Below are 12688 nucleotides of genomic sequence, written 5' to 3' on the forward strand. Positions count from 1 at the left end.
CGCCAGGCGTACCGCGTCCGGTTCCGGCTGGTCGGGGCCGACCGGCGGTGGCGGCTGTCCGGTTCGCCACACCGTGGCGGGGGGCCACCGCCGGGCGGTGGCGGGACGCTCTACGCTTCCGGGCGTGCGAATCCTCGTGATCGGGGCAGGTGGCAGGGAGCACGCGATCGTGCTCGCGCTGTCGAAGGACCCATCGGTGACCGCCCTGGCCTGCGCTCCCGGCAACGCGGGTACCGCCGCGTTGGCCGAGCCCTACGCGGTGAACGTCGCCGACCCCGCGTCGGTGACCGAACTCGCCACGAGCTGGAAAGCGGACCTGGTCGTGTTCGGCCCGGAGACCCCGCTGGTCGCGGGTGCCGCCGACGCCGTGCGCGCCGCCGGGATCGCCTGCTTCGGCCCGTCGAAGGAAGCCGCCCGCATCGAAGGCTCCAAGGCGTTCGCGAAGGACGTCATGGTCGCCGCGGGGGTGCCCACCGCGCACAGCGAGACGGTGGACAACCCGGCGAAGCTGGACGCGGCGCTGGCCCGCTTCGGCCCCACCTGGGTGGTCAAGGACGACGGGCTCGCCGGCGGCAAGGGCGTGCTGGTCACCGGTGATTTCGACGCGGCTCGCGCGCACGCGCTGACGCTGCTCGACGACGGCCACCCGGTGCTGCTGGAGTCGTTCCTGGACGGCCCGGAGGCCTCGCTGTTCTGCCTGGTCGACGGGAGCACGGTGGTGCCGCTGCTGCCCGCGCAGGACTTCAAGCGCGTCGGCGACGAGGACGCGGGCCCGAACACCGGCGGCATGGGCGCCTACGCGCCGCTGCCGTGGGCACCCGAGGGCTTCACCGACACCGTGGTGCGCACCGTGGTGCAGCCGGTGGTGGACGAACTGGCCGAGCGCGGCACCCCGTTCTCCGGGCTGCTCTACGCGGGCCTGGCGTTGACCTCGGCGGGCCCGCAGGTCATCGAGTTCAACTGCCGGTTCGGCGACCCGGAGACGCAGGCGGTGCTGTCGCTGCTGCACACGCCGCTGGCCGGGCTGCTCAACGCCGTCGCGCACGGCGAGCTCGCCGCCGCTCCCGCGCTGGAGTGGGAACCGGGTGCCGCGGTCACGGTCGTCGTGGCCGCCGAGGGCTACCCGGGCCGCCCGCGGGTGGACGACGTGATCACCGGGGGCGACGCTCCCGGTGTGCTGCACTCCGGAACCCGGCGCCGCGACGACGGCGCGGTGCTGTCGGCGGGTGGCCGGGTGCTGTCGGTCGTCGCCACCGGCGAGGACCTCACCGCCGCGCGGGACGAGGTGTACCGCCGCGTCGCGGGCGTGCGGCTGCCCGGTTCGCACCACCGCGTGGACATCGCGCTGCGCGCCTCCCGCGGCGAGATCGCACCGCCCGCCTGACGAGCTGAACCGGACGAACCGCACGCGTGCCCCCGCACGCGTGCGGTTTTTCGCGTGCGGGGGCACGACGATCGGCTGCATTTCCTCGAAAACCGCCGTGCGCAGCAGTTCCCCTGGTAATCATGGTTCCGGCCGGAACGGCGCGCGGGTGGGGCGCGTCGGACGCGGTGATCCGGGCCGTGAACCCAGCGAGGAGTGCTCGTGGCAGACGCCGGTTACAACATGGGGGCGCTCGAAACCTGCCGCTCCGCGCTGGACGGCAAGGCGGGCCCGGTCGGCGCCATCGGTGACGGGTTCGAGAACCAGCACGTCGACGCCGCGATCTTCGGTGAGCTGGACGCCGCGGCCGGGTTGGCGTCGGCGATCGCGAACCTGGACGGCGTCGCCAAGCAGCAGTTCGACGGCGCCGAGCAGCTGTTGCGCGGCGTGAGCGCGGCGCTGGACGCGGTGCGCACCAGCGTCGAGGAGATCGAGCGCACCAACGCCGATTCGTTGCGGGTCTGACCCCCGCCTGGACTGGGGACGACATGGGGATCTCAGGGGAAGTCGCCGGCAAGCCCGGTGGCGCCGCGCTCGCCGAGCAGCTGCGCAAGGTGGAGAACGGCAAGCCGGAGTCGATCCGCGAGATCGGTCGGCGCTGGCGCACCGCCGGCGGATCGACCGCGGACGCGAACGGCCAGGTGCAGAGCGCCGTCACCGGCCTCGACGGGGCGTGGCAAGGGGCGTCGGCGGACGCCTTCGTCGGCTACATGGCGCAGGTGCGCGGCGGTTTCGACGCGGCGAAGCAGACCTTGGAGAGCTCGGCGGGCGCGCTGGACCAGGCCGCGGACGCGGTGCAGACGGCGAAGGACGCGGTGAACTCCATCGGTGAGCGGGCGTTGGCCGACGCGCGAAACGCCGAGAACGTCTACCAGCAGGCTGTGCTGGCGCACCCGAACGATCCGCCCGCGCACCAGTTGGCGGCGCAGGTGCGCGACGACGCGATCCGGCGCGCGATGGAATCCCACGCGCAGGAGGCCACCACCAAGGTCGCCGAGGCGAACGACGGGCTGAACGCGGCGCTGACCTCGCTCAACGCCGCCGCCGGTGGCATGGCCGAGGTGTTCACGAAGATCCCGAAGGCCGGCGAGCAGGGCTTCACCCCGGCGCAGGGGCGCACCACGGAGTGGAAGTTCCAGGAGCCGGAAGGGCCCGCGAGCACCGCGCCGTCGAACGCGGCACCGGGGGCGACCGCGCCGGGACCGACCGGCCCGGGGGCGTCCGGTGCGCCCGGCGATTCGACCGGGGGATCCACGGGGAGTTCTGGTTCTTCGAGCGGCTCCGGCGGTCCCAGCGGGAGTTCCAGCGGTGCGGAAGGTTCGAGCGGCTCCTCCGGCGGGCTCGGCTCCAGCGGTGGCCCGCCGAGCAGCGGCCCGCCGCCGGGCAACGTGGACCAGTGGATCCGCGAGGCGATCAAGATCCTGCAGGAGAACGGCATCCCCGTCACCGAGGACAACATCGACGAGATCTGGACGATCATCGAGAAGGAGTCCGGTGGCGACCCGCACGCCATCAACGACTGGGACTCCAACGCCGCCAAGGGCACCCCGTCGAAGGGCCTGATGCAGTGCATCGACCCGACCTTCGAGGCGCACAAGCTGCCGGGCCACGACGACATCTACAACCCGGTGGACAACATCATCGCCGGGGTCCGCTACACCTTCGACCGCTACGGCGGCTTCGAAGGCCACCCCGGTCTCAAGGCCATGTCCGACGGCGGCGGCTACCAGGGCTATTGATGCGGGGCCTTCGGTTTCGCGGCCGATGATCGGCGGCGGCAGGGTTCCGTAGCGGGCCCCTTCGTCTGGCACGCTGGCACGCATGGTCAGGTCTGATTCTCTTGCCGCCGCTCAGCGCGCGAACGTTCCGCCGTTCCAGGTCATGGAGGTGCTGACGGCCGCAGCGGCGCGGCAGCGCAGCCGCGGTGACGTGGTGTCGCTCGCGGCGGGGCAGCCGTCCTCGCCCGCGCCCCGGGCGGTGCGGGAAGCGGCGGCCGAGGCGCTGCACCGGCACTCCCTCGGGTACACCGAGCAGCTCGGCCTCCCCGAGCTGCGCGACGCGGTCGCCGCGCACTACCAGCGCGACGGCGGTCCGGCGGTCGAGCGCGACGAGGTCGTCATGACCACCGGCGCTTCCGGCGGGTTCCTGCTGGCGTTCCTGAGCGCGTTCGACGCGGGCGATCGAGTGGCGCTGGCCCGGCCCGGTTATCCGGCCTACCGCAACATCCTCCGCGCGCTCGGCTGCGAGGTCGTGGAGCTGCCCTGCGACGAGTCCACCCGGTTCCAGCCGACGGTGGCGATGCTGGAGGAGCTCGACGAGCCGGTGCAGGGCCTGATCGTGGCCAGCCCGGCGAACCCGACGGGCACGGTGCTCACCGGGGAGGAGCTGGCGGAACTCGCGGGCTGGTGCGACCGGCGGGGCGTGCAGCTGATCAGCGACGAGATCTACCACGGCATCGGCTACGGCGAGCCGCTGCGCTCGGCGCGGGAGTTCTCCACCGAGGCGATCGTGGTGAACTCCTTCTCGAAGTTCTGGTGCATGACGGGGTGGCGGCTCGGCTGGATGCTGGTGCCGCCGCGACTGCGGCGCGCGGTGGATTCGCTGACCGGCAACTTCACCCTGTGCCCGCCGGCGCTGTCGCAGCACGGCGCGATCGCCGCGTTCAGCGCGGACGCGTACGCCGAGGCGGCCGAGCACGTCCGCAGGTACGAGACGAACCGGGAACTGCTGCTCTCCGGTCTCGCGGAGCTCGGCATCAAGCGGGTCGCGCCCGCCGACGGCGCCTTCTACGCCTACGCCGACATCGGGGACTTGACCGGCGATTCCGCGTTGTGGTGCCACCGGCTGCTGGAGGAGACCGGGGTCGCGGTGGTGCCCGGCGCGGACTTCGACCCGGAGCGCGGCGGCCGGTTCGTGCGCATGTCCTTCGCTGGAGCCACCGAGGACATCGCCGAATCCCTCGCCCGCTTGGCCTCCTGGCTCACCTGACCCCGCCGGACCTTCGCCGAGTGAGCGGACCGTTTGCCCAATGTCCTTGGACGAGCGGTCCGTTCACTCGTTCCGCGTCGGTGCGTCGCGCCCTGCGAGGTGGGCTTGGTCGGGGTGAGCGGACCGTTTGCCCGATCTCGTTGGACGAGCGGTCCGTTCGCTCCGTCGGTTCTCGGGGTGCGGTTGGGCGCGATCACCCTGGTGGGGCCCTGAGTTGTCCCTGATGTTCGTGGTGGATCGGGGTTCGGGGGGGCTCGTGGTCTGGCAAGCTGGAGTGAGTTCTCCTGATCGGGGTGATCGTTGTGGTGTGGAAAGTGATCGGCGGCTTGTTGCTGCTGTGGCTCGTGGTCAGCGTCGCGGGGTTCGTCATCAAGGGCTTGTTCTGGCTGGCCGTGATCGGCGGCGTGCTGTTCGTGGCCACCGCCGCCATCGGGTATGCCGGCGACCGGAAGAAGAAGATCGGCTCCGAGTGAGCCCGGCGGGGCCGGCGCACGCCGGTCCCGCCGCGCTCAGCTCCGCGCGACGGCGGGCCGCACCGCGCCCAGTTCGGCGGTGGGCACCCGGTGGGTCTCCCGGCCGGTCGCCACGGCGATGATGTTGCACGCGCAGAGCACGGCGACGAACGCGGACACCGCGATCCAGCCGTCGCGCCCGGGCCCGATGGCTTCGGCGATGCTGGGGGAGAAACCGGCGATGGCGAAGCCGATCTGGGTGCCGACGGCCATGCCGGACAGCCGCACCTTCGGCGGGAACATCTCGGCGTAGAACGACGGCCAGACGCCGTTCGGCGCGCTGTAGGCGACGCCGAACAGCAGGATCCCGGTCAGGAAGATCAGCGAGTACTGCCCGGTGGAGATCGACCACAGGTAGCCGAACATGAGCACCGCGCTGGCCGCGGTGCCGCCGATGAACACCGGCTTGCGCCCGATCCGGTCGGACAGCAGCGCGCACAGCGGGATCGCGGCCAGCGCCACCACGTTCGCGAGCACCCCGACCCACAGCATCGGGCTGCGTTCCAGGCCGATGGTGTTCACGGCGTAGCTCAGCGCGTGCACGGTGAAAATCGTGCTCACGGCGGCGACGGTGGAGGCCACGACGACGCGCAGCACGCTCGCCCAGTGGTCGCGGAACAGCACCGCCATGGGCAGTTCCCCGTCGCCCTTGTCGACCTCCTGCCGGAACACGGGGGTCTCGTCGAGGGTGCGGCGGATGACGAGGGCGACGATGACCACGACGCCGCTGAGCCAGAACGGCACCCGCCAGCCCCAGCTCAGCAGTTGCTCCTGCGGCAGCGCGGCGATCGGCAGGAAGATCGCGGTGGCGAGGATCTGCCCGGCTTGGGTGCCGCTGAGCGTGAAGCTGGTGAAGTACCCGCGCCGGTGCTCGGGTGCGTGTTCGAGCGCCATGGAGCTGGCGCCGGACTGCTCGCCCGCGGCGGAGAACCCTTGCAGCAGGCGCAGCACGACGAGGGTGATGGGCGCGGCGACCCCGATCTGCTCGTAGGTCGGCAGGCAGCCCACGCCGACGGTGGCGACGCCCATCAGCAGCACCGTGAGCACCAGCACCTGCTTGCGCCCGAAGCGGTCGCCGACGTGGCCGAGCACGAAGGCGCCGATGGGCCGCGCCAGGTAGCCGACGCCGAACGTGGCCAGCGCGAGCAGGGTGCCGGTGGCGGGCGAGGACGCCGGGAAGAAGATCTTGTTGAAGACCAGCGCGGCGGCCGTGCCGTAGATGAAGAAGTCGTAGTACTCGAGCGCGCTGCCGATCCAGGCCGCCCACGCGGCTTTGCGGTGTTCGCCCGGTGTCGTTCCGGATGTGCGGGTCTCGGTCACCGAGAGGCTCCTGACGTCCTTGCTCCGTTGCTCAGGAACAGCGAGAAGCAGTTATGTACCACCTGGTTAGTCCGTAACTCTGCGATGACGGTCCACGCCTGTCAAGGTTCCGCTCTCACTCCGAAGCGCAGGGGCGGCGGGGCCGTCCCCGCCCCTGCGAAGCGAGATCAAGGACGAGCGCCCAGGTAGCTCAGGACCAGGTCGCCGATCATGCGGCGGTAGTGCTCACGGCGGTCCGGAGCGAGCATGTCGCGGTCGAAGATCGCCTGGAAGGTGTGCCGGTTCGCCGTCCGGAAGAAGCAGAACGAGCTGATCGCCATGTGCACGTCCAGCGCGTCCACGTCCGCGCGGAACAGGCCCGCGTCCCGGCCGCGCTCCAGGATGCCGGTGAGCACCTCCAAGGCGGGCGTGCCGAGGCCGGGCAGCTCGGCGGACTTGGCCAGGTGCCTGCCGTGGTCGATGTTCTCGATCGACACCAGCCGGATGAACGCCGGATGCGATTCGTGGTGGTCGAAGGTCGATTCCGCCACCCGCCGGATCGCCTGCACCGGATCCAGGTGGGCCACGTCGAGCCGTTGCTCGATGCCGCGGATCGCGGCGTAGGCGCGTTCCAGCGCGGCGATGTAGAGCTGCTCCTTGCCGCCGAAGTAGTAGTAGATCATCCGCTTGGTGGTGCTGGTCCGGGCCGCGATCTCGTCGACGCGGGCCCCGGCGTAGCCCTTGTCGGCGAACTCCGCGAGGGCCACGTCGAGCAGTTCCGCCCGCGTCCGCTCGGCGTCGCGCTGCCGGGGTTCGTCCGCGGGCCGCTCGGCGCCGTTCGGTTCGGGCGCTGCGGCGTCGGACGGCGGTGCCACCACGGGGACTCCTGCTCGGTCTCGGTTCCGGCTCGCGAGCGGAATTCGCTGGTCAGCGCCGGTTCGATCGGGTTAAGTTCCGCCCACCCTAATGCGCGGTCCTTGGCCGGGGTTCTGTGCCGGGCTAATATGTACTAGCTAGTTCGTTCATTCGTCGGCCCGGTTCGGGCGCAGGGGGTGGCCGTCATCGGCGACGTCGGCAACGGGGTTCTCACCGGGTTGATCGGCGCGGGCATCGGTCCCTCGCTGAGCCCGGCCTTGCACGAGCGGGAAGCCGCCGAACTCGGCCTGCGCTGCCTGTACCGCAGGCTCGACCTGGACTACCTGGGCCTGCCCGCCACCGCCGTCGGCGACCTGCTCCGCGCGGCCCGGCTCACCGGGTTCACCGGGCTCAACATCACCCATCCGGCGAAGCAGCTGGTCATCGGGCACCTCGACGAGCTGTCCGCGGACGCGGCGGCGCTGGGCGCGGTGAACACCGTCGTGTTCACCGAGGGCGGGGCCGTCGGGCACAACACCGACTGGTCCGGGTTCGCCCGCAGCCTCAGCCGCGGCCTGCCGAACGTGCCGCTGGACCGAGTGGTGCTGCTCGGAGCGGGTGGCGCCGGAGCCGCCGTCGCCCACGGGCTGCTCACCCTCGGCACCGGCGCGGTGCACGTGCTCGACCTGGACGCGGGCCGGGCCGAGGACCTCGCCGAATCGCTGCGCCGCCGCTTCGGCGCGGACCGCGCGGTGGCGGGCGGCCTCGACTCCGGGCCCGCAGCCGCGCTCGCCGCCGCCGACGGGCTGGTGCACGCCACTCCCGTCGGCATGGCCGCGCACCCCGGACTGCCGGTGCCCGCCGAATCGCTGCGCCCGCAGCTGTGGGTGGCCGACGTCGTGTACCGGCCGCTGGAGACCGAACTCGTGCGCACCGCGCGTGCCCGCGGCTGCCGGGTGCTCGACGGTGGTGGCATGGCGGTGTTCCAAGCGGCGGACGCGTTCCGCCTGTTCACCGGGTGCGAACCGGACGCGGACCGGATGCTGCGCCACTTCGAGACCCTCGTGACCGACCCCGGAGGCCCCCGTGTCCACGCCGCCCGCTGAACGCGCCCGCTCCATCGCCACGGTCTGCTTGTCCGGCTCGCTGGAGGACAAGCTCACCGCCGCCTCCGCCGCCGGGTTCGGCGGGGTGGAGATCTTCGAGAACGACCTGATCGCCTCCGCCAGCTCGCCGGAGCGGATCCGCGAGCGCTGCGCGGAACTCGGCCTGTCCATCGACCTGTACCAGCCGTTCCGGGACTTCGAGGCGGTCCCGGGCGACGTGCTGCGGGCGAACCTGCGCCGCGCCGAGCGCAAGTTCGACCTGATGACGCGGCTCGGCGCGGACACCGTGCTGGTGTGCTCCTCGGTGTCCCCGGACGCCGTGGACGACGACGACCTGGCCGCCGAGCAGCTGCGCGAACTCGCCGAGCTGGCGGCCGACCGCGGCATCCGGGTCTGCTACGAAGCGCTGGCCTGGGGCCGGTTCGTGAACACCTACGAGCACTCGTGGCGCATCGTGCGCTGCGCCGACCACCCGTCGCTGGGCGTGTGCCTGGACAGCTTCCACATCCTGTCCCGCGGCGGCGACCTCACCACGATCCGCACCATCCCGGCGGAGAAGTTGTTCTTCCTGCAGCTGGCCGACGCGCCGCGGCTGAACATGGACCTGCTGCAGTGGAGCAGGCATCACCGCCTGTTCCCCGGGCAGGGCGAGTTCGACCTGGCGGAGTTCGTCGGCACCGTGCTCGCCACCGGATACGCGGGTCCGCTGTCGCTGGAGGTCTTCAACGACGTGTTCCGCCAGTCCGACCCGGGCCCGGCGGCGGTCGACGCGATGCGCTCGCTGCTCGCGCTGGAGGAGTCGGTGGCCGCGCCCGCGCTGCCCGCGCCACCGGAGCTGTCCGGCCCGGCGTTCGTGGAGCTCGGCGCGGACGAGTCCGGGGGCGAGCGGCTGAACTCGACGCTGGCCGCGCTCGGGTTCCGGCCCGCCGGGCGGCACCGCTCCAAACCGGTGCGCCTCTGGCAGCAGGGCGCCGCGCGGATCCTGGTGAACACCGAGCCCGAGCAGCCCGAACACCGCGGCGGCGGCGCGCTGGCGGCGATCGGGGTGCACAGCGCGGACCCGCCCGCCTCGACGCGGCGAGCGGAAGGACTGCTGGCGCCGGTGCTGCCCCGGTCAGCCCGGCCCGACGAGGCCGACCTGTCGTCGGTCGCCGCGCCGGACGGCACCGCGCTGTTGTTCTGCCGCACCGACGCGGACCGCGACGCGGGCTGGCTGGGCGACTTCGGGCCGCCCGAGCAGGAAGGGCGGGCGGCGGGCGTCACCGGCATCGACCACGTGGCGCTGACCCAGCCGTTCGACCACTTCGACGAGGCGATCCTGTTCTACCGCTCGGTGCTGGGGCTGCGCCCTGCCCCGCCGGTGGAGTTCGCCGCCCCGTTCGGCCTGGTGCGCAGCCGGATGGTGCTGGACCGGGACGAGACGGTCCGCATCGCGCTCGACTCGGCGGTGCTGCGCCGCGGCCCGTGGGCGCCGGGCGTGCTGCATCCGCAGTGCGTGGCGCTGAGCAGCGACGACGTCTTCGCCAGCGCGCGTGCGATGCGCGAGCTGGGCGCGGCGGTCGTGGCGATCCCGGACAACTACTACGACGACTTGGACGCCCGGCTGCGGCTCGCGCCGGAGCTGCTGGCCGCGCTGCGCGAGCACTCGGTGCTCTACGACCGGGACCGCGACGGCGAATACCTGCACTTCTCGGTCGCGGTGCCCGGTTCGCGGGTCTTCTTCGAGGTCGTGCAGCGCATCGACGGCTACCGCGGGCGCGGCGAGATCAACGCTCCCGTCCGCATGGCCGCCCACCGGCGTCGCCGCCTGGAAGGGCGGTAGCGCGACCCTCAGCCCGCCTGCGGGATCCCCGCCGGGCGGTCCGCGCGGGTGCTGCGGGAGATGCGGCGCAGCACGTCCTTGATGTCGCGTTCGGTCACGTCGCGGTGCGTCACGAACCGGACGTTGCCGTCCATCGGCACCGCGAGGACCCCGATCTCCTGCAACCAGTCCAGGGTGAGCCGCACGTCCGGCACGGCGGCGAGCACGATGTTCGTCTGCGGCGCCGTGATGTCCCAGCCGAGTTCGGTGAGGCCGTCCGCGAGCAGCTTCGCGTGCCGGTGGTCCGTCGCCAGCGCCGGGATCCGCTCCAGCGCCAGCAGCCCGGCCGCGGCGAGCACCCCGCCTTGGCGGACCCCGCCGCCGAGCATCTTGCGCACCCGCCGGGCCTCGGCGACGAAGTCGCTGGTGCCCGCCACCACGGAACCCACCGGAGCGCCGAGCCCCTTGCTCAGGCACGCCTGCACCGTGTCGACCCCGACGGTCAACGCGGCCGGCGGCAGCTCCAGGGCCGTCGCGGCGTTCCAGATCCGCGCGCCGTCGAGGTGCACCCGCAACCCGCGGTCGCGGGCCGCCGCGGCGAGCTGGGCGTGCTCGTGCGGCGGGATGACGGCGCCGCCCGCGGCGTTGTGGGTGTTCTCCAGGCACAGCAGCGTGGTGTGCAGCGCGTCGTAGCGCCGGTCACCGCTTGCGTGCGCACGTACCGCGTCCGCGGTGGGACGCCCCGGACCGGCGTTCCAGTCGAGCGGTTCCGGCATGCCACCGGCGAGCCACGCGGCGGAGCCGAGCTCGTGGTGCAGCACGTGCGCGCCGCGCGGCGCGAGGAACCGGTCTCCTCTGCGGAGGTGGATCGAGAGGGCGATCAGGTTGCCCATCGTGCCGCTGGGCACCCACAGCGCGGCGGCCGTGCCCAGCAGCTGGGCTGCTTTCTCCTCCAGCGCGCGCATCGTGGGGTCGTGGTCCAGCACGTCGTCGCCGACCTCGGCGTCGGCCATCGCCGCCGCCATCCGCTTGTCGGGACGCGTGACCGTGTCGGAACGCAGATCTATGGATGCCGTTTTGGTCACGAACCGATCACACCACATCGGCGGGGGGTGGAGGCAACTGGTTGGGGGACACCGGTTGACCCGGACGCGTTTCTTGCCCGTTCGTTCCGGGCACCGCGCGTTCGCCGATCCCCTGAACGGCCGATCGCCGACGACACCGCTGCGGTGGACGCTGAGCGCGGTGCTCCGACCGTGCGCACCGAGGCCGGGCGGATCCGGCGCAGGCTCTAAGGTTCCTCACGCGTGCGGCCGGTCCGAGGCGTCCGAGATCGAGGCCCGGCGGCATGCAACCGTAGGGGCCGGAAGCACCGTCCCAGGAGTGCAAGCACGGACGAGCGGAGAGTCCGCGTGGACCAGCGCGAGGAGCAGGAGTTCGCGGAGTATTTCGCGGCTCGGCGGGAGGCGGTTCGTCGGATGGCGTACATGATGTGCGGTGACTGGCATCGCGCTGACGATCTCGCCCAGACCGCGTTCATCGCCTTGCACCGCCACTGGCGCAAGGTGCGGGACAAGGGGGCGCTCGACGCGTACGTGCGGCGAACGCTCAGCCGAGCGGTGATCGACGAGTCCCGGCGCCCCTGGCGGCGGGAGCGGTTCACCGACGTGCTGCCGGACCGGCCGGCGGAGTCCGGTGCGGTCGACGACGGCATCGCGACCCGCCAGACGCTGGTCGCCGGTCTGCGCGAGGTTCCACCGAAGCAGCGGGCCGTCTTGGTGCTGCGATTCCTGGAGGGGCTCGACGTCGCCGGGGTCGCCGAGGTCATGAAGTGCAGCGAGGGCACCGTGAAGAGCCAATCGGCCCGTGGGCTGGAGGCGCTGCGGGAAGCCCTCGGCGGCCAACTCGACGATCTTCGATCGACGTCGTGAGGAGGTGCGGCAAGTGAACGAGGCAGAGCTGGAGCAGCTGTTCCAGAACGCGGCGCGCGGCGCTCCCGAGGCGTCGTTCGACGAGCAGGACGTGCTGCGCGGATCACGCCGGGTCACGGCGCGCCGCCGCACGGCGCTCGCCGGCGGCTCGCTGGTCGCCGCGGCCGTGCTGGTCGGCGGGGTCGGTGTGGGCACCGGCCTGTTCGGCCAGTCCGGCGCCCCGGTGGCGCAGGCCCCCGCGACGCCGACGCAGTCCCCGATGGCGTTGCCGCAGGCACCGGCCGATCCGAAGTCGGCGCCCGCCACGCCCCGCTCCGGGCCGATCTCCCTGGGCGACCCGGTCGCGGGCGGCGAGTGCGGCCCGGCGGACTCGGAGCTGGCGAGCGCCCTGTCGGAGCGGCTCCCGGAGGCCAGGGGCACGCAGCCGACCGGCGCCGACGGGTCCTGTCCGATCGGTGCGAAGACCGCCGCCGTCGTGATCCGGGAAGGTCAGGCGTCGGGCAAGGTCGCGGTGCTGGTCAGCCCGACGGGCGCGAAGCCCGCCGCCGCGACCGGGCGGGCGCCGAACACCGCCGTGGTGGAGGTGCCGACGCGCAGCGGCCGGACGTTGACGGTGCTCAGCGAACCGAAGGGCGCGGAGCACGCCCCGTACGCCGACCGGCTCCAGGAGATCGCCGACACCTTGGCCCCTCGGTTCTAGGAGCGCTTCGGTACCCGTGACGGTGTGGGTCGTTCCCGCACTGTCGCGAGAAGTCGAGCCGCCCGAACGGGGC

General features: G+C 72.5%; 12 protein-coding genes. 9 read left to right on the plus strand and 3 right to left on the minus strand.

Going from position 1 to position 12688, the window contains the following annotated elements:
• The first annotated feature begins 124 nt into the window (after positions 1 to 124).
• From purD to OOZ19_RS00330, 5 genes are all read left to right on the plus strand, one after another.
• Positions 125 to 1384, plus strand: a complete 1260-nt coding sequence (purD, locus tag OOZ19_RS00310) for a phosphoribosylamine--glycine ligase (RefSeq protein WP_266086905.1) — start codon at positions 125 to 127, stop codon at positions 1382 to 1384.
• 201 nt (positions 1385 to 1585) lie between these two features.
• Positions 1586 to 1888: a hypothetical protein gene (locus tag OOZ19_RS00315; RefSeq protein ID WP_266086908.1), complete on the plus strand. Its 303-nt coding sequence runs from the start codon at positions 1586 to 1588 to the stop codon at positions 1886 to 1888.
• A gap of 23 nt (positions 1889 to 1911) precedes the next feature.
• Positions 1912 to 3162 (plus strand): transglycosylase SLT domain-containing protein, encoded by a 1251-nt coding sequence (locus OOZ19_RS00320; RefSeq protein ID WP_266086910.1) that lies wholly within the window; start codon positions 1912 to 1914, stop codon positions 3160 to 3162.
• A gap of 82 nt (positions 3163 to 3244) precedes the next feature.
• The gene (locus OOZ19_RS00325; RefSeq protein ID WP_266086912.1) at positions 3245 to 4411 is read left to right on the plus strand and encodes a pyridoxal phosphate-dependent aminotransferase; all 1167 of its coding nucleotides are present in this window, start codon (positions 3245 to 3247) and stop codon (positions 4409 to 4411) included.
• A gap of 302 nt (positions 4412 to 4713) precedes the next feature.
• Positions 4714 to 4884 (plus strand): hypothetical protein, encoded by a 171-nt coding sequence (locus OOZ19_RS00330; protein WP_266086913.1) that lies wholly within the window; start codon positions 4714 to 4716, stop codon positions 4882 to 4884.
• A 36-nt stretch (positions 4885 to 4920) separates the two neighbouring features.
• Here OOZ19_RS00330 and OOZ19_RS00335 read toward each other — a convergent pair whose 3' ends face one another.
• Positions 4921 to 6243 (minus strand): MFS transporter, encoded by a 1323-nt coding sequence (locus tag OOZ19_RS00335; protein ID WP_266086915.1) that lies wholly within the window; start codon positions 6241 to 6243, stop codon positions 4921 to 4923.
• 167 nt (positions 6244 to 6410) lie between these two features.
• Positions 6411 to 6998 (minus strand): TetR/AcrR family transcriptional regulator, encoded by a 588-nt coding sequence (locus OOZ19_RS00340; RefSeq protein WP_266087725.1) that lies wholly within the window; start codon positions 6996 to 6998, stop codon positions 6411 to 6413.
• Positions 6999 to 7274: 276 nt separating this feature from the next.
• On the opposite strand from OOZ19_RS00340, the gene OOZ19_RS00345 reads away from it, so the two are divergent.
• Both OOZ19_RS00345 and OOZ19_RS00350 read left to right on the plus strand, forming a co-directional pair.
• Positions 7275 to 8183 (plus strand): shikimate dehydrogenase, encoded by a 909-nt coding sequence (locus OOZ19_RS00345; RefSeq protein ID WP_266086917.1) that lies wholly within the window; start codon positions 7275 to 7277, stop codon positions 8181 to 8183.
• Entirely contained in the window at positions 8164 to 10005 is a 1842-nt protein-coding gene (locus OOZ19_RS00350; protein WP_266086919.1) for a bifunctional sugar phosphate isomerase/epimerase/4-hydroxyphenylpyruvate dioxygenase family protein, read from the plus strand. The genes OOZ19_RS00345 and OOZ19_RS00350 overlap by 20 nt, the downstream gene beginning before the upstream one ends.
• 8 nt (positions 10006 to 10013) lie before the next feature.
• On the opposite strand, the gene OOZ19_RS00355 is transcribed toward OOZ19_RS00350, so the two are convergent.
• Positions 10014 to 11069, minus strand: a complete 1056-nt coding sequence (locus OOZ19_RS00355) for a threonine aldolase family protein (RefSeq protein ID WP_266086921.1) — start codon at positions 11067 to 11069, stop codon at positions 10014 to 10016.
• A gap of 327 nt (positions 11070 to 11396) precedes the next feature.
• Here OOZ19_RS00355 and OOZ19_RS00360 point away from each other — a divergent pair, with 327 nt between their 5' ends.
• Together OOZ19_RS00360 and OOZ19_RS00365 are read left to right on the plus strand one after the other, a co-directional pair.
• The gene (locus OOZ19_RS00360; protein WP_184484324.1) at positions 11397 to 11915 is read left to right on the plus strand and encodes a SigE family RNA polymerase sigma factor; all 519 of its coding nucleotides are present in this window, start codon (positions 11397 to 11399) and stop codon (positions 11913 to 11915) included.
• A 13-nt stretch (positions 11916 to 11928) separates the two neighbouring features.
• A complete protein-coding gene (locus OOZ19_RS00365; RefSeq protein WP_266086925.1) occupies positions 11929 to 12615 on the plus strand; it encodes a hypothetical protein in 687 nt (228 codons plus the stop codon).
• Positions 12616 to 12688: the final 73 nt, after the last annotated feature.

The sequence above is a fragment of the Saccharopolyspora sp. NFXS83 genome, assembly GCF_026241095.1.
GTDB lineage: Bacteria > Actinomycetota > Actinomycetes > Mycobacteriales > Pseudonocardiaceae > Saccharopolyspora_C.